General features: G+C 67.9%; 18 protein-coding genes and 3 tRNA genes. 14 read left to right on the top strand and 7 right to left on the bottom strand.

Translation table 11 applies throughout. The features are described 5' to 3' along the window. The first annotated feature begins 12 nt into the window (after positions 1-12). The 3 genes from C6P61_RS06125 (at position 13) to trxC (ending at position 1894) form a co-directional block, all read left to right on the top strand. On the top strand, positions 13-1140 hold the full coding sequence (locus C6P61_RS06125; RefSeq protein WP_105729045.1) for a class I SAM-dependent methyltransferase: 1128 nt from the start codon (positions 13-15) through the stop codon (positions 1138-1140). Between the two features lie 10 nt (positions 1141-1150). Beyond that, on the top strand, positions 1151-1345 hold the full coding sequence (locus C6P61_RS06120; protein ID WP_105729044.1) for a DUF2905 family protein: 195 nt from the start codon (positions 1151-1153) through the stop codon (positions 1343-1345). Between the two features lie 90 nt (positions 1346-1435). Further along, positions 1436-1894: a thioredoxin TrxC gene (gene trxC / locus C6P61_RS06115; RefSeq protein WP_105729043.1), complete on the top strand. Its 459-nt coding sequence runs from the start codon at positions 1436-1438 to the stop codon at positions 1892-1894. Between the two features lie 41 nt (positions 1895-1935). Here the strand turns inward: trxC and C6P61_RS06110 are convergent, their stop codons facing one another. The 4 genes from C6P61_RS06110 to C6P61_RS06095 are packed head-to-tail and all read right to left on the bottom strand — an operon-like array spanning position 1936 to position 6548. Further along, positions 1936-3297 carry a multifunctional CCA addition/repair protein gene (locus tag C6P61_RS06110; RefSeq protein WP_105729042.1) on the bottom strand — a complete coding sequence of 454 codons (1362 nt, stop codon included), beginning with the start codon at positions 3295-3297 and terminating at the stop codon, positions 1936-1938. After that, positions 3294-3605, bottom strand: a complete 312-nt coding sequence (locus C6P61_RS06105; RefSeq protein ID WP_105729041.1) for a metal-sensitive transcriptional regulator — start codon at positions 3603-3605, stop codon at positions 3294-3296. The genes C6P61_RS06110 and C6P61_RS06105 overlap by 4 nt, the downstream gene beginning before the upstream one ends. Positions 3606-3644: 39 nt before the next feature. Next, positions 3645-4589 carry a complex I NDUFA9 subunit family protein gene (locus C6P61_RS06100; RefSeq protein ID WP_105729040.1) on the bottom strand — a complete coding sequence of 315 codons (945 nt, stop codon included), beginning with the start codon at positions 4587-4589 and terminating at the stop codon, positions 3645-3647. 21 nt (positions 4590-4610) lie between these two features. Continuing rightward, a complete protein-coding gene (locus C6P61_RS06095; protein WP_244908789.1) occupies positions 4611-6548 on the bottom strand; it encodes a lytic transglycosylase domain-containing protein in 1938 nt (645 codons plus the stop codon). A gap of 63 nt (positions 6549-6611) precedes the next feature. Between C6P61_RS06095 and C6P61_RS06090 the strand changes: the two genes are divergently transcribed. After that, positions 6612-7235: a 5-formyltetrahydrofolate cyclo-ligase gene (locus C6P61_RS06090; protein WP_105729039.1), complete on the top strand. Its 624-nt coding sequence runs from the start codon at positions 6612-6614 to the stop codon at positions 7233-7235. A 16-nt stretch (positions 7236-7251) separates the two neighbouring features. Here C6P61_RS06090 and C6P61_RS06085 read toward each other — a convergent pair whose 3' ends face one another. Both C6P61_RS06085 and C6P61_RS06080 read right to left on the bottom strand, forming a co-directional pair. Then, positions 7252-7761, bottom strand: coding sequence for a DUF6691 family protein (locus C6P61_RS06085; RefSeq protein ID WP_244908788.1), 510 nt, complete (start codon positions 7759-7761; stop codon positions 7252-7254). Further along, positions 7758-8165 carry a YeeE/YedE family protein gene (locus C6P61_RS06080; RefSeq protein WP_105729038.1) on the bottom strand — a complete coding sequence of 136 codons (408 nt, stop codon included), beginning with the start codon at positions 8163-8165 and terminating at the stop codon, positions 7758-7760. The genes C6P61_RS06085 and C6P61_RS06080 overlap by 4 nt, the downstream gene beginning before the upstream one ends. A gap of 138 nt (positions 8166-8303) precedes the next feature. Between C6P61_RS06080 and C6P61_RS06075 the strand changes: the two genes are divergently transcribed. Beyond that, positions 8304-9425: an MBL fold metallo-hydrolase gene (locus tag C6P61_RS06075; RefSeq protein ID WP_105729037.1), complete on the top strand. Its 1122-nt coding sequence runs from the start codon at positions 8304-8306 to the stop codon at positions 9423-9425. Between the two features lie 56 nt (positions 9426-9481). Further along, entirely contained in the window at positions 9482-10261 is a 780-nt protein-coding gene (locus tag C6P61_RS06070; protein ID WP_105729036.1) for a type III pantothenate kinase, read from the top strand. A gap of 45 nt (positions 10262-10306) precedes the next feature. Here the strand turns inward: C6P61_RS06070 and C6P61_RS06065 are convergent, their stop codons facing one another. Then, a complete protein-coding gene (locus tag C6P61_RS06065; protein WP_105729035.1) occupies positions 10307-11524 on the bottom strand; it encodes a M20 aminoacylase family protein in 1218 nt (405 codons plus the stop codon). 181 nt (positions 11525-11705) lie between these two features. On the opposite strand from C6P61_RS06065, the gene C6P61_RS06060 reads away from it, so the two are divergent. From C6P61_RS06060 to C6P61_RS06025, 8 genes are all read left to right on the top strand, one after another. After that, a complete protein-coding gene (locus C6P61_RS06060; protein WP_105729034.1) occupies positions 11706-12953 on the top strand; it encodes a glycosyltransferase in 1248 nt (415 codons plus the stop codon). 104 nt (positions 12954-13057) lie between these two features. Next, positions 13058-13133, top strand: a tRNA-Asn gene (locus C6P61_RS06055). A gap of 10 nt (positions 13134-13143) precedes the next feature. Beyond that, positions 13144-13219, top strand: a tRNA-Gly gene (locus C6P61_RS06050). A gap of 23 nt (positions 13220-13242) precedes the next feature. Then, positions 13243-13317: transfer RNA gene (locus C6P61_RS06045), tRNA-Thr, on the top strand. Positions 13318-13561: 244 nt separating this feature from the next. After that, complete coding sequence (locus C6P61_RS06040; protein ID WP_105729033.1) at positions 13562-15337, top strand: type I secretion system permease/ATPase; 1776 nt, start codon at positions 13562-13564, stop codon at positions 15335-15337. Positions 15338-15369: 32 nt separating this feature from the next. Continuing rightward, positions 15370-17118, top strand: coding sequence for a type I secretion system permease/ATPase (locus C6P61_RS06035; protein WP_105729061.1), 1749 nt, complete (start codon positions 15370-15372; stop codon positions 17116-17118). A 60-nt stretch (positions 17119-17178) separates the two neighbouring features. Further along, entirely contained in the window at positions 17179-18537 is a 1359-nt protein-coding gene (locus C6P61_RS06030) for an HlyD family type I secretion periplasmic adaptor subunit (protein ID WP_105729032.1), read from the top strand. Between the two features lie 2 nt (positions 18538-18539). Continuing rightward, a complete protein-coding gene (locus C6P61_RS06025) occupies positions 18540-19913 on the top strand; it encodes a TolC family outer membrane protein (protein WP_105729031.1) in 1374 nt (457 codons plus the stop codon).

Raw genomic sequence — 19913 nt, 5'->3', positions numbered from 1 at the left:
GATGGCAGAACCATGTCGAGCGATTTGTCCGAGAAGCTGAAAGCCCATATTGTCCGCGAGCTGGAGATTTCCGGCGGCTGGCTGTCCTTTGACCGCTTCATGGCGCTGGCGCTCTATCAGCCCGGCCTGGGCTATTACGCCAACGACAGCGTCAAGTTCGGCTCCATGCCCGGCAGTGGCAGCGACTTCGTGACCGCGCCCGAGCTCTCGCCCTGGTTCGGCCGCACGCTCGGGCGCCAGGTCGCGCAGGCGCTCGCAGCCACCGGTTGTTTGGAAGTCTGGGAGTTCGGCGCCGGCAGCGGTGCGCTGGCGCAGCAGATCCTGACCCAGCTTGATGCCATGGGCCACCGCGAGGTCCGCTACCGCATCGTCGACCTGTCGGGTACGCTGCGCGCGCGTCAGCAGCAAACGCTGGCTGCCTTCGGCGACCGGGTCGAGTGGATTGACCGGCTGCCGCAGCGCTTCGAGGGCGTGATCGTCGGCAATGAGGTGCTCGACGCGATGCCGGTGCAGCTGCTGCAGCGGCGCGGCTCGGCCTGGTTCGAGCGTGGCGTTGCACTCGCACCACCTGGCCAGACATCCGCCGACTCGCCGGCTTTTGTCTGGCAGGACCGCCCGACCGCGCTGCGTCCGCCGTGCGAGATCGAGGGCCCGCACGACTACCTGACCGAGATCCATCCGCAGGCCGAGGCCTTCGTGCGCACGCTGGCCGAGCGCTGGACGCGCGGCGCAGCCTTCTTCATCGACTACGGTTTCCCCGAGTCCGAGTACTACCACCCGCAGCGCCACATGGGCACGCTGATCTGCCACCGCAGTCACAAGACCGACCATGACCCGCTGACCGAGGTCGGGCTCAAGGACATCACGGCCCATGTCAACTTCACCGGCGTCGCGCTGGCAGCGCAGGACGCCGGCCTGCCGGTGCTGGGCTACACCAGCCAGGGCCGCTTCCTGATCAATGCCGGCCTGATCGAGTTGGCCGGCGAGGTCCCGGTGGCACAGCGCGCCAACCTGGCCAAGCTGGTCAACGAGCACGAGATGGGCGAGCTGTTCAAGGTGCTGGCCTTCGCGCCGGCCGCAAGTGCCGAGGGCTGGATTCCGCTCGGCTTTACTGCCGGCGACCGCAGCCATACGCTGTGAGCGCATCCTGATGCTGCGCTGGCTGATCGTCGTGCTGCTGGCCCTGGTGCTGGTGCAGGGCCTGACCGGGTGGCTGCGCAAGATCGGGCTCGGACGGCTGCCGGGCGACTTGCGCTTTCGCGCCTTCGGCCGCTACTGGGAGCTGCCGATCGCGACCGCGCTGCTGCTGAGCTGGATCGCCGCTCTGTTGCAGCATCTGTTCTGAATTTGCGCCAGCCGTTGCGGCCGGCCTTGAAAAACCGCGCGCCGCCGCCTACTCTGTCGGAGCGCCGAATCCCCCTCGAACGGAGAAGCCATGTCCAGCCCCGCTACCGATACCCTGCACCTCGTCTGTCCGCATTGCCACACCACCAACCGCGTCGCCGCGCAGCATCTGTCCAGCGCGCCGGATTGCGGCAAATGCCACCAGCCGCTGTTCACCGGTCGCCCGGTGGCACTCGACGCGGCCAGCTTCGACCGCCACCTGAGCCGCAGCGACCTGCCGTTGCTGGTCGATTTCTGGGCCCCCTGGTGCGGTCCCTGCCGCTCGATGGCGCCGGCCTTCGAGGCGGCGGCGGCCCAGCTCGAGCCGCAATTGCGCCTGGCCAAGGTCGATACCGAGGCCGAGCAGGCGTTGGCTGCGCGCTACCAGATCCGCAGCATCCCGACGCTGGCGCTGTTCTGGCAGGGACGCGAGATCGCGCGCCAGCCTGGCGCGATGGGGCAGGCCGACATCGTGCGCTGGGCCCGCGCGGCGCTGGCACGGCCGCGCTGAGTCATCCCTGGTTAAAAGCCGCGTGGCGCCGCAAGCCAGTTTCAGGCGCTGACCGGCGTGTCGCGCTGCGCCGGATTCAGCGCCTGCGCGATCGCCGCGCTGCGCGCGTGCTCGATCGCCAGGGCGATCATCGGACCCAGTCGGCGCGGGTCGCCGCCTTGCTGCTTGACTTCCTCGCTCACGCGCGCCGCGATCGGCGCCGTCGCCACCGCCAGCGCGGCATCGAGCGCAGTCTGCAGCCGCGTTGCCTGGGGGTAGGGTGCTTGCTCGAAGTGGAGCCGGCCCCGCGCGTCGCACTCGCAGGCCTGCAGGAACTCGACGAAGCGCTCGGGCCGGCGGATCGCGTCGCAGCGCTCGAGCAGGCGCAGCGTCGCCGGTGCCGACAGATCGGCGCAGCGGTGGATATGACCATGTTCGCGCGCCACCACTTCGGCCAGCTCCTTGCAGTCGCGCGGCACGCGCCAGCGCTCGCACAGCTTGAGCAGCAGCTTGACGCTGCGCATCTCGTGGCCGATATGGCGCGGCAGCACGTCGGCCGGCGTGTTGCCCTTGCCTAGGTCGTGGCACAGGCAGGCGAAGCGCACCGTCAGCGGCGCCTGCAGCCGGGCCGACATGTCGAGCACCATGCCCAGATGTACGCCGGTATCGACCTCGGGGTGGTAGTCGGCGCGCTGCGGCACGCCCCAGAGCCGGTCAACCTCGGGCAGCAGTACCTTCAAGGCGCCGCAGTCGCGCAGCAACTCCAGCATGCGCGAGGGCTGCTGTTCCATCAGGCCGCGCGAGAGTTCCTGCCAGACCCGCTCGGGCACCAGATGGTCGACCTCGCCCTGCTCGACCATTGATCGCATCAGCTCCATGGTTTCGGGCGCGACCTCGAAGTCGGGCCAGCGCGCCGCGAAGCGCGCCATGCGCAGGATGCGCACCGGGTCCTCGTGGAAGGCGTCGGTGACATGGCGCAGCACCCGCTGCTGCAGGTCACGCCGGCCATCATGGGGGTCGACCAGGCGCGGGTCGTTCGGGTCGAAACGGCCGTCAGCATCGAGCGCCGCGGCTGGCAGCGCGATCGCGTTGATGGTCAGGTCGCGCCGCGCCAGGTCTTCCTCCAGGCTCACGCTGGCATCGGTGTGGAAGGCAAAGCCGTGGTAGCCGCGCGCGGTCTTGCGCTCGGTGCGCGCCAGCGCGTATTCCTCGCGCGTGCGCGGATGCAGGAACACCGGGAAATCGCGTCCAACCGGCAGGAAGCCCTGCGCCGTCATGGCCTCGGGCGTGCTGCCGACCACCACCCAGTCGCGGTCGGCATGCGGGCTGCCGTCTGGCAGCCGGTGCACGGTATGGAAATGGCCCAGCAGGCCGTCGCGCACCGCGCCGCCGACCAGGTAAACCTGCCCGCTGGCCGGCTTCATGCGTATTTTTCCAGGATGCGGGTCGAGCGCTCGACGCCCTCGACCGAGTCGCCCTGGTTCACGGCTTCCAGCATCGAGCAGGCCATCAGGCGGTAGAACGCCTTGTCCATCGCCTTGCGCGCGGCCGACATCTGTTGCGCGATGTCCTCGCAGGGGCGGCCGGCATCGACCATCTCGGCCAGGGCCCGGACCTGGCCCTCGATGCGGCGCAGCCGGTTGACGATGTCGCGCTGGTGCTCGCTGCGCTGCACGGCGGCGCCGGACACCGGCGTGAGGCTGGCCAGGGCAGCAGTCTTGTTCGCGGGCATGTGGGAAAAATCTTTCTGGTGTTCGGAACCGAGAGGGACTCAGCCCCGGGTGTAGCGTTGGCGCATGGCCAGCAGGGGATCGGCGCGGCCCTGCAGTTCGAGGTAGCTGGCCACGACCGGCTCGAGCGCCTCGGCGCTGATGCCGAGTTCGGCCAGGCCGGGCAGGGTGCCGCTGGCGACGTTGTCGACCTTGAGCGAGGCGAAATTATCGGTGCTCATGAGCGGCTCGCCCGGCAGGGATTGCAGCAGCAGCGCCTGCAGATAGCCGAAGGCGCGCGGCATGCCGATCACCGGGCGCGGATGGCCCGACAGCCGGCCGGCGATCTGCACCAGCTCGCGCAATTGGTAGGCACGCGGCCCGGCCAGCTCATAGGTCTGGCCGATGGTTGCTGGCTCCTGCAGGCAATGGACGACGGCGCGCGCGACATCGCCGACCCAGACCGGCTGCAGGCGCGCGGCAGCGCCAGGCAGCAGCATCACGGGCACCACGGCCTGCAGGCGGGCGAACAGCGTCAGGAAGCTGTCGCCAGCACCGAAGATCACGCTCGGGCGCAGCAGGGTCAGCTCCAGCCCGGCCTCGCGCAGCACCGCTTCGCCCGCCGCCTTGCTGCGCTGGTAGAGCGAGGGGCCGGCGGCGCTGGCGCCCAGCGCGCTGACATGCACCAGCCGCTTGATGCCGGCCGACTGCATCGCTCGCGTCAGCTTGCGCGGCAGCTCCACATGCGCATGCTCGAAGCGCTGCTGGTTGCCATGCAGCACGCCGATCAGATTGATGACCGCGTCATGGCCCGGCAGCAGGCGCGCCAGTGCGGCCTCGTCATGCACATTGGCTTCGAGCACGGTCACGCCCGGCAGGGGCTGGACCGCGCGGGCGTTGATGGCGCGGCGGGTCGCTACCGTCACGCGCAGGCCGGCGCGGACCAGCTGTTCGCAGATCTGGCGGCCGACAAAGCCGGTTCCGCCCAGCAGCAGGATGTTCTTCATCTTCTTTTCCTCTTGTGCGGTTCAGGGCAGGTCGGCATTGGGGGCCAGATTGCCCAGGCGCGGACCAATGGCGGCTAGTCGGCTGCCGATGCGTTGTGGTTGTCCGCTCAGCAGCGCGGCGTAGTGGGTGGTGTTGGCGATCACTTTCTTGACGTAATCGCGCGTCTCGGTGAACGGGATGTTCTCGATCCAGGCCGGCGCCTCGAGCACCGGGCCGTTGCGCCAGACGCGCGGCCGTCCGGGGCCGGCGTTGTAGGCGGCAGCAGCCATCGGCATCGAGCCCTCGAAGTCGTCCAGCGCCAGCTTGAGGTAGGCGGTGCCGATCAGGATGTTGGTGTCGCGCTCGGCGATCTGGTGCGGCTTGTAGTCGGTCAGGCCGATCCGCTTGGCGGTCCATTGCGCGGTCGCCGGCATGACCTGCATCAGTCCCGACGCCCCGACGCCCGAGCGCGCATCGGTGACAAAACGGCTTTCCTGCCGGATCAGGCCGTAGACATAGGCCGGGTCGAGCCCGACCTCGCGGGCGCGCTTGACCACCTGCTCGCGGTGCGGGGTCGGGAAGCGCTGGTTGTAGTCGATCTCGCTGCGGGTGCGCTCGCTGGTGTTGATGCAGCGGTCCCAGACCTGCTGCTGGCAGGCCAGGTCGGCCGCGGCCAGCAGTTCGCGGTCGTTCATGCCGCCGCGCTGGTGCAGATTGGTCTGGTAGTTCCATTCGCGCACGCCTTCGCTGCGCAGGCCGTTACCGATGGCCCAGAGCGCGCGCTGCAGGCCGGGATTCTGTTGTGCCGCGGCTTTCTCGGCCGGGCTCAGGGGTGCGGGTGCCGGTGCCACCGCAGTGACCTGGCCCAGCGCCTCCTGTGCCAGCTGTTCATAGAAGCCGGTGCCGCCCGCGATGCGCTGCAGCAGCGCGCGCGCCTGGCCATCGTGATCAGGCCCCTGCAGCGCCAGCAGCGCCCGCGCCTGCCAGTAGGTCCAGGTCGGGTCGCGCCGCTGCGCCTCGCCCATCTGCGCGATGGCGCCTTGCACCTGCTTCCAGTCGGCCGAGCGCAGCGCGGCGCGCGTCTTCCAGGCCAGCATCTCGTCGTTGAGGTAGCGCTCCTGCGCCTGGTTGAAATAGTCGAGCGCGCGCGGCGACAGCTTGAGTGCCGCCTGGCGACCGACCACGCCCCAGACCCAGCTGCGTTCCTCGTCGGTCAGCTGGGTGCGCCAGCGCAGCTTGCCGAGCTGTTCGGCCGCTTCCTGGTAATCCTTGACTGCCAGCCGCACCAGCGCCAGCGTGACCAGTTCCTTGGTGCGCGGGCGCAGCGCGGTCAGCTTGTCGTCGAGGTAGCGCGCCGGGTTGGCGTAGATGTCCTCGACTGTCACCGCCCACTGTTTGTCGAGCATGGCGACGGCCTGGGTCGCGACGCGCAGACGGCCGTTCTCCATTCCGAGGCGGGCGCGTTGCCAGGCGGCATCGACTTCCAGCTCCTCGCGTTGCAGCAGCGCGCGCGCGGCGCTGGCGCAGCCTTCGTCAGCTTCCTTCTGGCCCAGCCAGAGCTGGCGCACGGTCTCGGCGGCCGGCGCGTGCGGGCTCTGGGGATCGGCCAGCAAGGCATAGCACTGGACCTCGCGGTCGTCGTTCATGCGGTATTGCGCCTGCTCGATGCGGAAGTTGTTCCAGTCGCCGCGCCGGCCCAGCTGCAGCAGCCAGTCGTTGCGCAGCCGGTCCTCGTAGTAGCTGCCCGACCAGCGGCTCAGGAAGGCGCGGATCTCGTCCGGGCTCGCGCTCTCGAGCCGCGCGCGCAGCTCCCAGTAGGCGCCCAGGGGTTCGAGCAGGTGGCCTTGCAGGCGTGGCAAGGCCGCGCTCAGCGTGCGCTGGTCGTTCTTGCGAAAGGCTTCGCGCATGTCCTGCAGCGCCCGTTCGGGCCCGCTCTGGGCCGTTGCCGTCGCGGGGGCGCCCAGCAAGGCGGTCGACATGGAAAGCGTGGTAAAAATCGACCACAATCCTGCCAAGGTCACATTTCTCATCATAGGGCGATTATGGACAACAATGACCGAATCGTGCAGGCGGGCCGGGCGGCCCAGAAGGCCATCTGGCGCAAGCGGCTGGTGGCCGAACGCCTGCAGCTCGAGGACAGGTTCGCGCGCAACGAGGCCCTGCAGCGCGTCATGCGGGTCTGGCTGGTCGATCGTCCCGATGCCGTGATCGGCGCCTACTGGCCGATCAAGGGCGAGTTCGATCCGCTGCCGGCGCTGTTTCGCTGGCAGGAGGCCGGCATGGAGGCCGACGCGGCCGGTGCCTCGCAGCGGCGCCGGATCGGGCTGCCGGTCATCAACAAGATCGACAAGACGCTGAGTTTTCATCGCTGGTACCCCGGTTGCGAGATGGAAGAGGATGCCTTCGGCATTCCCAAGCCCAAGGACACCGAGTTGGTGCATCCGACCCTGCTGTTTGTTCCCTGCGTCGGCTACGGGCCGGGCGGCTACCGGCTCGGCTACGGTGGTGGCTTCTACGACCGCACGCTGGCCGCGCTGTCGCCCCGGCCGTTCACCGTTGGCCTGGGCTACACCCACGGCTTCCTGCCCGAACTCGAACCCGAGCCGCACGACCTGGCGCTCGACGCGCTGCTCAACGACAACGGCGTGGTCTGGCCGCTGCCCTGAATCGCAGTCCAGGCTTTCAGCGCGCCATGCGGCGCGCCAGCCACATGCCGACCAGCATCGCCGGCACGAACAGCCAGATATCCCGGCCGCCGACCAGCAGCGTCGCCAGCGCCGGGCCCGGGCAGTAGCCCGCCAGGCCCCAGCCCACGCCGAAGACCACGGCGCCCTGCAGCAGCGGGGCGTCGATGCGCTCCTGCTCCGGCAACTCGAAGCGACTGCTGAACCAGGGCCGGCGCTGCGGCTGGCTCGCGCGGGCTGGCGTGAGCCGGAACGCCAGCAGCGTGACCATGACCGCGCCGCCCATCACGAAGGCCAGGCTCGGGTCCCAGGCGCCGGGGAATTCGCCTTGCGCCAGGCCGGCCAGGTTCAGGAAGCCGATCACCTTGGCTGGCTGCGTCATGCCCGACAGCAGCAGGCCGAGCGCGAACAGCAGTCCGGCCGCCAGCGCCAGCAGCAGGCCGCCGACCAGCTGCTTTGCCGCAGTGCGCCGGGGCAGGGTCGGAATGACAAAGTTCTCGGGTTTCATTGCAGGCCTCCGGTCAGGAACACGGTCACGAAGGCGCTGGCCATGAAGGTCAGCACCGCGACCAGCGAGCGCAGCGAACGCCGACCCAGGCCGCAGACGCCGTGCCCGCTGGTGCAGCCCGAGCCGCGCACGCTGCCAAAGCCGACCAGCAGTCCGGCCGCCACGATCAGCAGCGGTGCGCGCGCCGACAGTTCCGGCGCTGGCAGCCATTGGGCAAACAGCGCCCCGCCCAGAATCAGTCCAAGCAGGAAGGCCCAGCGCCAATAGGCAGGCCCGCCCGACTCGCGCAGCGCCGAGCAGGTGATGCCGCTGATGCCGGCAATCCGGCCCAGTCCCGCCAGCAGCAGCCAGCTGGCCAGGCCGATCAGGATGCCGCCCAGGGCGGCCGAAAGATAGGGGTGCAATTCTTCTCCAGAGGCCGCCCGCTGACGGCAAACCCGCTATTTTCGGTCCAAAGCGGGACCGGCTGCAGCGCATGGTTGCCGCCCTACTTATGATGTCGGGTCAATCCTGTCCGGTCCTCCCGACTCCCTGCCGCCGCCATGCCACCGATCCAGCTCTTCGATCCCGATTCCAGCACCTACACCTATCTGCTGTTCGATGAATCCAGCCGCGAGGCGCTGATCATCGATCCGGTCGACAGCCAGCTCGAGCGCGATCTGGCCGTGCTGCGCCAGTACGGGCTCAGGCTGTTGTGGACGGTCGAGACCCATGCCCATGCCGACCACATCACGAGTGCGGGCCTGCTGGCCGAGCATGCCGGCGCGCGCACCGCAGTGCCGGCCGCTTGCGGCATCCGCACGGCGGCGGTCCAGTTGCAGGATGGCGACCGACTCGAGTTCGGCCACCAGTCGCTGCAGGCCCTGGCCACGCCCGGTCACACTGCCGGCAGCATGAGCTACTACTGGGATTGCGACGGCAAGCGCCATGTCTTCACCGGCGACACGCTGTTGCTCAACGGCTGCGGCCGCACCGACTTCCAGTCGGGCAGTGCCGAGGCGCTCTGGCACAGCATCACCGGCCGCCTGTTTGCCTTGCCGGCCGACACCACGGTCTGGCCCGGCCATGACTACCACGGCCACAAGCATTCGAGCATCGGCCACGAGAAGGCGCACAACCCGCGCCTGGCCGGCAAGACGCAGCAGGAATTCATCGCCATCATGGACGGACTGAATCTGCCCAAGCCGCGCCGGATCGACGAGGCCGTGCCGGCCAATCTGAGTTCGGGCCTGCGCCACGACGCCGATGGTGCCTGGCTGCTGCAGCCGCGTCCGGCCGCCGGCTATGCGGGCGATGTCTCGCCGCAGCTGGCCTGGGCCTGGGTCCAGGCCGGTGAAGCCGTGCTGGTCGATGTGCGTACCGATGCCGAACGGGCCTGGGTCGGCTTCGTCCCCGAGGCGATTCCGATTGCCTGGAAACAGTGGCCCGGCATGGCGATGAACCCGGACTTCGATGCCGCACTGTTGCAGGCAGTTGGCAGCCGCAAGGTCGTGCTGCTGTGCCGCAGCGGCGTGCGTTCGGTGGCAGCGGCCAAGCGCGCGACCGAACTCGGCATCGAGGCCTACAACATTCTCGAAGGCTTCGAGGGCGATCCGGATGCCCACGGGCAGCGCGGCCACCTGGGCGGCTGGCGTTTTCACGCGCTGCCCTGGCGCCAGAACTGAGGCGGTTTCGCTTCCATCAGGGTTAACCCTGATGGCGGTCTGATTATCATCGCGCCATGAGTTTTCTTGCCATCGACGTTGGTAACACCCGCCTCAAGTGGGCGCTTTACGACAAGCCTGCCGTGGATGCCCGCCTGCTCGCGCATGGGGTGCAGTTTCTCGAGAACATCGAGACCTTGGCCGAGGGTGACTGGAGCCGCATCGCTGCGCCCAGCCAGGTGCTCGGTTGCGTGGTCGCGGGTGAGGCCGTCAGGCGCCGCGTCATCGAGCAGCTCGAACTCTGGGATGTCACGCCGCAGTGGGTGGTGTCCAGCAGCGCCGAGGCCGGCCTGGTCAACGGCTACGACCACCCGTCGCGGCTGGGCTCGGACCGCTGGGTCGCGATGATTGGCGCGCGTCAGCGCCTGATCGCGCGCGGCCAGCGCCGGCCCTGCGTGCTCGTGATGGTTGGCACCGCGGTCACGGTCGAGGCGATCGATGCCGAGGGTCGTTTCCTGGGCGGCATCATCCTGCCGGGCCACGGCATCATGCTGCGCGCGCTCGAGTCCGGCACTGCAGGCCTGCATGTGCCGACCGGCGAGGTGCGTGATTTCCCGACCAATACCAGCGATGCGCTGACCAGTGGCGGCACCTTCGCGATCGCCGGCGCGGTGCAGCGCATGGTCGACAACCTGCGCCGCCACAGCGGCCAGGAGCCGGCCTGCATCATGACCGGCGGTGCCGGCTGGAAGATGGCGCCCAGCATGACGGTCCAGTCCGAGCTGGTCGAAAGCCTGATCTTCGACGGCCTGCTCGCAATCGCGCACCACCGGTTCGGCGCCGCCACGGCGGCCTGAGCCGCGCGCTGGCCACGCCGGTACGGCGAGCCTAGTAGGGCGGGCTCAGGCCGCCGGTCGGCCCAGCCAGCGCCGAGCCAGTTCGACCCAGAAGCTGGCGCCGACCGGGATCAGTTCGTCATTGAAGTCGTAATGCGGGTTGTGCAGCGTGCAGGGACCCGCGTCATGGCCGCCGCCAGCGTAGCCGGCGCGATGGTCGCCGTCGCCGTTGCCCAGGAACAGGTAAGCCCCTGGCCTGGCCAGCAGCATGAAGGCGAAATCCTCGGCGCTCATGGTCGGTTCCTGCGTCAGCGTCAGCTCGGGGCCGACCAGATCCAGCATCACCTCGCGCGCGAAGGCGGCTTCTGCGGCGCTGTTGACCGTGGGCGGGTAGTTGCGCTCGAACTCGAACTCGCAGCTGGCGCCGAAGGCCGCGCAGCTGTGGACCGAGAGCTCGCGCATGCGCCGTTCGATCAGGTCCAGCACCTCGGTCGTGAAGGTGCGCACCGTGCCCTGGATCTCGCAGCTGTCCGGCACCACATTGGTGGCCTCGCCGGCATGGATCATCGTGACCGAGATCACGCCGGTATCGATCGGCTTCTTGTTGCGCGAGATGATGGTCTGGAAAGACTGCACCAGCTGGCAGGCGAGCGGGATCGGATCGATCGACCGATCCGGCATCGCCGCGTGGCCGCCCTTGCCGCGGATCGTGATCTTGAATTCGTTGCTCGACGCCATCACCGGCCCCGGGCTCACGGCCAGGCTGCCGGTCGGCAGGCCAGGCCAGTTGTGCAGGCCGAACACCGCTTCCACCGGCCAGCGCTCGAACAGGCCGTCGGCGATCATTTCGTGCGCGCCGCCACCGCCTTCCTCGGCCGGCTGGAAGATCAGCACCACGCTGCCGTCGAAGTCGCGCCGGCGCGCCAGTTCGCGCGCGGCCGCCAGCAGGATCGTGACATGGCCGTCGTGGCCGCAGCCGTGCATCCGGCCCGGGTGGCGGCTCGCGTGCTCGAAGCGGTTGAGCTCGGTCATCGGCAGCGCATCCATGTCGGCGCGCAGGCCGATAGCGCGGCCGCAGGCGCCGCCGTCACGGCCATGGATCAGCCCGACCAGGCCGGTGCGGCCCAGGCCCCGGTGCACCGGTATGCCCCATTCGGTCAGCCGGTCCGCGATCAGGTCAGCGGTGCGCAGCTCCTCGAAGGCCAGCTCGGGGTGGGCGTGGATGTCGCGGCGCAGTTGCGCCATTTCGGGCGCCTGCGCGACCAGGGTATCGATCAGTTTCATAGCAAGGCTCCGGCCATGGCTACATATTAGGCCATCAGCGTGTCGCTTGCCCAGGTCCGGGTTTTGCGATGATGGCGGATCTGAACGATTCGATAATCAGCCAATATCGAACACCAGGGACCGATTCATGATTCCGGTCCCCGGCTGCAGCGGCAGCAAGGCCTGATCATTTCGACTCGCGATGAACATCCTCTTTGTCCACCAGAACTTTCCCGGCCAGTTCAAGCACCTGGCGCCCGCGTTGGTACGCCAGGGGCACCGGGTGTCGGCCATGACGATGCGCCAGACCGAGCCGGGTCTCTGGCAGGGCGTGCGCATTCTGCCCTACCGGGCCCAGCGCGGCACCACGCCTGGCGTCCACCCCTGGGTACAGGATTTCGAGACCAAGGCCATACGCGGCGAAGCCTGTTTTCGTGCCGCGTTGGCGCTCCAGCGCGAGGGCTTCGAGCCCGACGTGATCGTGGCGCATCCCGGCTGGGGCGAGAGCCTCTTCCTCAAGGAAGTCTGGCCACGAGCGCGACTCGGCCTCTACTGCGAGTTCTTCTACCAGGCGCAAGGTGCCGACGCCGGCTTTGATGCCGAGTTTGCGTCCACTGATCCGGCGGGCGATGCCTGCCGGCTGCGGCTCAAGAACCTCAACAACCTGCTGCATTTCGAGGTCGCCGATGCCGGCCTCTCGCCGACGCAATGGCAGGCCAGCACCTTCCCGGTGCCATTGCGCGACCGGATCACGGTGGTGCACGATGGCATCGATACCGCGGCCCTCGCGCCCCGCCCGGATGTCAGCCTGACGCTCAACGGCAGCCTCCGGTTGGAGCGTGGCGGCGAGATCATCACCTTCGTCAACCGCCAGCTTGAGCCCTACCGCGGCTACCATGTCTTCATGCGGGCGCTGCCCGAGATCCTGCGCTGCCGGCCCCGGGCTCGGGTGATGATCGTCGGCGGCGAGGGCGTGAGCTACGGCGCGGCCCCTGATCCGGTGCGCCATGGGGGCCGCAGTTGGCGGCGGATCTTTGCCGACGAGGTCAGGCCCCTGATTTCCGACGCCGATTGGGCCCGGGTGCATTTCCTGGGCAATCTGCCTTATCAGCAGTTCGTGCCGCTGCTGCAGCTCAGCGCTGTCCATGTCTATCTGACTTACCCCTTTGTGCTGAGTTGGAGCCTGCTCGAGGCCATGAGCGTGGGCTGCGCCATCGTCGCCAGCGATACTGCCCCGGTGCGCGAGGCCATCGTTCACGGTGAAACCGGACGTCTGGTCGATTTCTTTGATGCCGCGGGACTGGCGCAGCAGGTCTGCGAGCTGCTCGATGACCCGGCCGAACGGGCCCGCCTGGGCCAGCAGGCCAGAGCGTTCGCGCGCGAGCGCTACGATCTTTCGACGGCATGCCTGCCGCGCCAGCTGGCCTGGGTCGGTGAGCTGGCGGGGTAGGGCCAAGCGAGAACGGAAATTTTCCATGCGAAAGCCTGGGTCGCGAAAACGCCCAATTTTCTGTATATAATCACGGCTTCTGATTGATGCGCAATGCATCATATTCCTCGATAGCTCAGTCGGTAGAGCGCCGGACTGTTAATCCGTAGGTCCCTGGTTCGAGCCCAGGTCGAGGAGCCAGAATTGCAATGCGGGATTAGCTCAGTTGGTAGAGCGATACCTTGCCAAGGTATAGGTCGAGAGTTCGAGTCTCTTATCCCGCTCCAGCGTTTTCGCGCTTGAGCAGTCCGCCCATGTGGCTCAGTGGTAGAGCACCCCCTTGGTAAGGGGGAGGTCGGCAGTTCGATCCTGCCCATGGGCACCACATTTTCCAGCCTCTCGCACAGCCGTTCAGGTTGTTCGATCCCCCTCTCCCTCTTGTTGACCGGACAGTCGTGTCCAGGCCAGGTCCTGGCTGCGTCGTCTTGGCATGTGGCGAAACTTTCATATGACATTGCTAGAATGTTCCCAATATGAAAAAAATGTGGCTAGTCGGCTTGCAGACCAGTAAGGCACTGGAGGTCTAGCGATGAATGGCCTGAATACCTGATGCTGGAAGAGCAAGCTGCATGAGCCCTGACAAGAAAACGACCGAGCTGGCCGGGGCCCTGCTGGCCTTGAAGCCTCACTACTGGCGGGCGTTCGGCTTTGCCCTCGTGGCAGGCCTGCTGGTGCTGATGCCCACGCTTTACATGCTGGAGGTCTACGACCGGGTGATCAACAGCCGCAGCCACATGACATTGGCCATGTTGACGCTGCTGGTGCTGTTGTCCTATCTGGTGATGGAAGTGCTGGATTGGGCGCGCGCCGAGACCCTGCGCGAGGCCGGGCTGGCATTGGACAGAAGCCTGGCGCCGCGCGTGTTCCAGGCCATCTACGAATCCAATCTGCGCCGTCCGGGACCGCCCTCGATCCAGCCGATGAACGATTTCCGCATCCTGCGTGACTTCCTGCATCACCCGCTGCTGGGGTCGTTGATGGAGTCTCCGGTGTCGCTGGTGTTCGCGCTGATCCTGTTCCTGATGAGTCCGGTGCTGGGCTGGTCTGCCGTCGCCGGCGCTGTGGTCCAGGTGGTGCTGGCCTGGTTCAACGAACGCAGCACACAGCCGCCGTTGCTGGCAGCCAACCGCGCCGCGATTGCTGCCCAGCAATACGCCGACAGCTCGTTGCGCAATGCCGAGGTGATCGAATCGATGGGCATGCTGCAGCATATCCATGGCCGCTGGGCGAGCAAGCAACGCGAGTTCCTGGGCTTGCAGGCTCAGGCCTCCGATCGGGCAGGTGCCTTCCAGGCTGCCAGCAAGTTCGTCCAGACCACCATGGCCTCGCTGTTGCTCGGCGTCGGGGCCTGGTTGATACTCGAAAATGCCTTGCCCGGGGGCGGTGGCGCAATGATCGTCGGCTCGGTGCTGGGTGGACGCATGCTGGCGCCGCTGGTGCAGTTGGTGAGCCAGTGGCGCGCGGTCGTCAACGCGCGCGATGCCTGGGGCCGACTCGATCAGTTGCTGACGCAGTTGCCCGTAAGGCCGCCTGCCATGCCCTTGCCTGCGCCCAAGGGTCGACTGCAGGTGGAAAACCTGATGGCGGCAGCCCCGGGCTCGAATGTTGCCATCCTCAAGGGGCTGGCCTTCGCCTTGCAGCCGGGCGAAGCGCTGGCTGTGGTGGGGCCATCTGCCTCGGGCAAGACCACGCTGGCCAGGCTGCTGGTCGGGCTCTGGCCTGCCGCCAGCGGCAAGGTGAGGCTGGATGGCGCCGACATCTTCGCCTGGGACAAGCTTGAGCTGGGTCCGCATCTGGGCTATCTGCCGCAGGGCGTCGAACTGCTTGAAGGCACTCTGGCCGAGAACATCGCGCGCTTCGGCGAACCCAGTCCGGCCAGGCTGGAGGCGGCGGCGCGCGCCGTGGGCCTGCACGAATTCATCCTGAGCCTGCCCCAGGGCTACGACAGCCCGGTCGGTCGCGATGGCGCCATGCTCTCGGGCGGTCAGCGCCAGCGTGTCGCGCTGGCCCGTGCGCTCTATGGCGATCCGGTATTGGTCGTGCTCGATGAGCCCAATTCCAGCTTGGACGAGGCCGGCGATGTCGCGCTGGCGCAGGCCATCGCCCAGCTCAAGGCGCGCGGCACCACCTTTGTCGTGATGACCCACCGCACCAGCGTGCTGGGTGTGGTCGACAAGCTGCTGGTGTTGCGCGACGGCGTGCAGCAGGCCTTCGGCGCGCGCGACGAGGTGCTGGCGGCGCTGAACAAGGCGGCACAGCAGGCGCAACAGGCCCAGCAGCAGACCCAGCATGCGCCGTCGGCCATGCCGCAACGCGCTGCCGTGGCCGTCTCCCCGGCCCCCTGATGGCTGCGCACGAACTGGATGGATCGAACAAGATGACAAGCAAGGGGTTTTTTGCGCGCAGCGAGCTCACGGCCACGTTGTGGACCTTCCGGCGTGAATTCATGGTGGCAGGCCTTTTCAGCCTGGTGGTCAACCTGCTGCTGCTGTCGCCCACGCTCTACATGCTGCAAGTCTATGACCGCGTGCTGGTCAGTCGCAGCGAGATGACCTTGCTGGCGGTGTCCCTGCTCACCTTGTTCCTGTTTGCCGTGATGGCATTTGCCGAATGGTCGCGCTCGCGTTTGCTGGTACGCGCCGGCGTGAGGCTGGACGCCGTGCTGGGTACCCGGGTCTTCAATGCCAGCTTCGAAGCCAATCTGAGCCAGTCGGGCGCGCCGGTGCAGCGTGCCTTTTCCGACCTGGCCGAGATCCGCCAGTTCCTGACTGGCAACGGTATCTTCGCCTTCTTCGATGCGCCCTGGACGCCGATCTACATCGCGGTGCTGTTCTTCCTCCATCCCTTGCTGGGCTGGGTTGCCATTGTCTTTGCCCTGGTCCAGGCCGCGCTGGCCTGGCTCGGCCACCGCCGCACCGTCGCGCCGACCGAGGCGGCGGCCAAGGCCCAGAGCGAGGTCAACCAGTTCCTGCAGCACAAGCTGCGCAATGCCGAGGTGGTCGAGGCCATGGGCATGCTGGCCGGGTTGCGCCAGCGCTGGCAGCAGCGCCACACTGCCAGCATGGCCTTGCATGGGGCTGCGCAGGGCCTGACACACCGCATCACGGCCACCAGCAAATGGGTGCGCTACTGTCAGCAGTCCCTGGCCCTGGGGGCCGGCGCCCTGCTGGTGATTGACGGCCAGCTGAGTCCTGGTGCCATGATTGCGGCCAACGTGCTGATGACGCGCGCCCTGGCGCCGATCGACCTGATGGTGAGCAGCTGGCGCAGCTTCCTCGGCGCGCGCAGCGCGTTCGATCGACTCGAACAGCTGCTGGCGCTCCATCCGGAGCGCGACCCGGCGCTGACCCGCGTCCCGCCCAGGGGCTCGGTGTGCTTGCGTCAGGTGCAGGCCAGTGCCCCGGGGCGTTCCCGTCCCATTTTGCAGGATGTGAGCCTGCAGGCCGAACCTGGCAGCGTGACGGTGGTGCTGGGTCCTTCGGGGTCGGGCAAGTCCACGCTGGCGCGGGTGCTGGTCGGCATCTGGCCCGAGGTCCAGGGTGAGGTGCTGCTCGACGAGCGCCCGCTGGATGGCTGGAGCCGTACCGAGCTGGGTCCGCATCTGGGCTATCTGCCGCAGGACATCGAGCTGTTCGACGGCACGATTGCCGAGAACATCGCCCGCTTCGCCCAGGTTGATTCCGGCCAGGTGATTGCGGCCGCGCAAAGCGCCGGTCTGCACGAGATGATCCTGCGCTTGCCCAAGGGCTACGACACGCCGATCGGCGAGGCCGGCGGCATGCTGTCGGGCGGCCAGCGCCAGCGCATCGCGCTGGCACGCGCGATCTATGGCGAGCCCGCGCTGATCGTGCTCGACGAGCCCAACGCCAACCTGGATGACGTCGGCGAAGCCGCGCTGAACCAGGCGGTGCGCGAACTCAAGGCCAAGGGCAAGACGGTGTTCCTGATCACCCATCGTCCTGGCGCTGTCCAGCTGGCCGACCAGTTGCTGGTGCTCCAGGAAGGCAGGGTTGTCATGCAGGGGCCGCGCGCAGCAGTGCTGGCGCAGTTGCAGGCCAGAGCGCAGGCCCAAGCCGCCCGGCCAGCTACGGCTCCCGGTACGGGAGCCTTGCCGGCTTCGGCCTGAGCCTCAGCCCCTGCTGTCCAGCCTTTTCTGCCTCGACCGATTTCGACCGAAACACTCATCATGGCCCATTCTCAGCAACCCCAGACTCCTGCCTCCGCCACGCCCGGGACGGCCTCATCCAGCCAACCGCCAGCCGATGCCGGTCGCGTGGCCCGCATCGGTCTGTGGACCCTGGGCCTGGGCTTTGGCGGCTTTCTGCTCTGGGCCGCACTGGCTCCGCTCGACGAGGGGGTGCCGACCCAGGGCATGGTCGCGATTGACACCAAGCGCAAGGCAGTCCAGCACCTGAGCGGCGGCATCGTCAAGCGGGTGCTCGTCAGGGAAGGCGATCAGGTCCAGCAGGGGCAGACCCTGGTCGAGCTCGACCAGGCGGTGGCGCGCGCCAATTACGAAGCCGTGCGTCAGCGCTACCTGGGCCTGCGCGCGATGCAGGGCCGACTGCTGGCCGAGCAGTCCGGTGTGGCTGCCGTCAGCTTCCATCCCGAGCTCCAGCAGGCGGCGAGCGATCCGCTGATCCAGAACCAGATCGAGACGCAGCGCCAGCTGTTTCGCTCGCGCCGCGCGGCCTTGCGCGCCGATCTGCAGGGCATTGAAGAAAACATCCAGGGTCAGCAGGTCCAGCTGCAGGCTTACCAGAGCATGTCGGTCAACCGCAGCAGCCAGCTCGCGCTGCTGCAGGATGAGCTCAAGCATACGCGCGAGCTGGTGGCCGAGGGCTACGCCCCGCGCAACCGTCAACTCGAGCTGGAGCGCTCGGTGGCCGATGTCCAGGTTGCCATCGCTGATCTGAACGGCAACAGCCTGCGCGGCCAGCGCACGATCGCCGAGCTGCGCCAGCGCGCGCTGGCGCGCCAGCAGGAATATCGCAAAGAGGTCGAGACCGAGCTGGCCGAGGTCACGCGCGAGGTCCAGTCCGATGCCGAGAAGTTCGTGGCCGTCAAGGCTGACCTCGAGCGCACCGAGATCCGGTCGCCGGCCTCCGGCCAGGTGGTCGGATTGGCGGTGCAAACCGAGGGCGGCGTGGTCCAGCCGGGCCAGAAGCTGATGGATGTGGTGCCGGCCGATGCCCCATTGCTGCTCGAGGCCCGCATCGAGCCGCACTTGATCGACAAGGTCAGCGCCGGCCTGCCGGCCGACCTGCGCTTCAGTGCCTTCGCCCACTCGCCGCAGCTCGTGGTTGCCGGCGAGGTGGTGTCGATCTCGGGTGATCTGTTGTCCGAACAGCAGGGCAATGCGGTGTTTTCCTATTACCTGGCGCGCGTCAAGGTCACGCCCGAAGGCATGAAGACCTTGGGCCAGCGCCAGCTGCAGCCCGGCATGCCGGTCGAGGTCATTGTCAAGACCGGCGAGCGCTCGTTGCTGACCTACCTGCTTCATCCGCTGACCAAGCGCCTGGCGGCATCGCTGAAGGAGGAGTGAACATGCACGCCTTGTCGACTTCGTCCGCCCCATCGAGCCGCCCGCGCTTTGTGCCCCGGTTGTCCAGTCTCGCGCTGACTGCCGCTGTCCTGCTGACCGGTCTGCCGGCCTGGAGTCTTGACTTGCGGCAGGCCTATGAGTCGGCGCAAGCGCATGATGCGACCGCGCGCGCCGCCGCCGCCGCGGCCGATGCCGCGCGTGAGCGCCTGCCGCAGGCCCGGGCGCAACTGCTGCCTAACATTGCCTTCAGCGCCGGGCGCAATCGCAATGATCTGTCGCGCGAGCAGTCTGGAGTTCCCGTGCCCGAGGCGCCTTACTACAGCTTCAACCAGACCCTGCAGCTGCGCCAGCCGATCTACCGCCGCCCGCTGATGCTCGCCCTCGAGCAGGCCGACCACCTGGTCGCCGATGCCGATGCCACGCTGGAGCGCGAGCGGCAGAATCTGGGGGTGCGGGTGACTGGCGCCTATCTGGAGGCGCTGCTGGCGCAGGATCAGCTCGACCTGGTATTGCGCCAGCATGCCTTCACTCTGGCTTATCTGGACGCGGCGCGCAAGGCCCTGGCAGCGGGTTCCGGTACCCGGACCGAGATCGACGAGGCGCAAGCCCGGTTGGACCTGAACCTGGCGCAGCAGCTCGAGGCGCGCCAGCAGCTCGACTACACCCGCCGCCAGCTCGAGTCCATGACTGGCCAGCCAGCCGGCGAGCTGGTGCCAGTCGATCCGCAGCGGTTGACCCTGGTGGCGCCGCAACCGGCCGCGCTGGAGGACTGGCTGCTGCTGGCAGAGTCCGGCAGCCCGGAACTGCTCGCGCTCAAGTCGCGGCTGGAGGCCGCGCGGCTGGAAGTCGGCAAGGCCCAGGGTGCCCATCATCCGACCCTGGATGCGCTGTTGCAGGTGACCCGCAGTGCGAGCGAGAACGTGACCACGCCGGAATCGAGCTATCTCAACCGGACAGTCGGTCTGCAGCTCAATCTGCCACTCTATGCCGGCGGCTACGCCAGTTCGGTGGTGCGCCAGGCCGCGGCAGAGAGCTTGCGCGCCGAGGAGACGCTGGAGGCCACCCGGCGTGATCTCGGTCTGCGCATGCAGCGCGAGTTCCGCGGCGTGACCGAGGGCGTGCTCAAGGTCCGGGCGCTGGAGCAGGCGGTGCGCTCGGCCGAGCAGCTCGTCAAATCAAGCCGGCGCTCGTTCGAGGCCGGCAGCCGCAGCCTGCTCGATGTCCTGAATGCCGAGCAGCAGCAGCAGACCGCGCTGCGTGATCTGGCGCAGGCGCGTTACCTCTATCTGCTCTCGCATGTGCGCTTGCAGGCCCTGGCTGGCACCGATCAGGCGGCTGCCATCAGTCAGGTCAATGGCTGGCTCGTGCGACACTGA

This window comes from Malikia spinosa, assembly GCF_002980625.1.
GTDB classification, from domain to species: domain Bacteria; phylum Pseudomonadota; class Gammaproteobacteria; order Burkholderiales; family Burkholderiaceae_C; genus Malikia; species Malikia spinosa.
The sequence above is the reverse complement of the archived record's forward strand: the minus strand, read 5'-3'. Positions and strand labels throughout refer to the sequence as shown.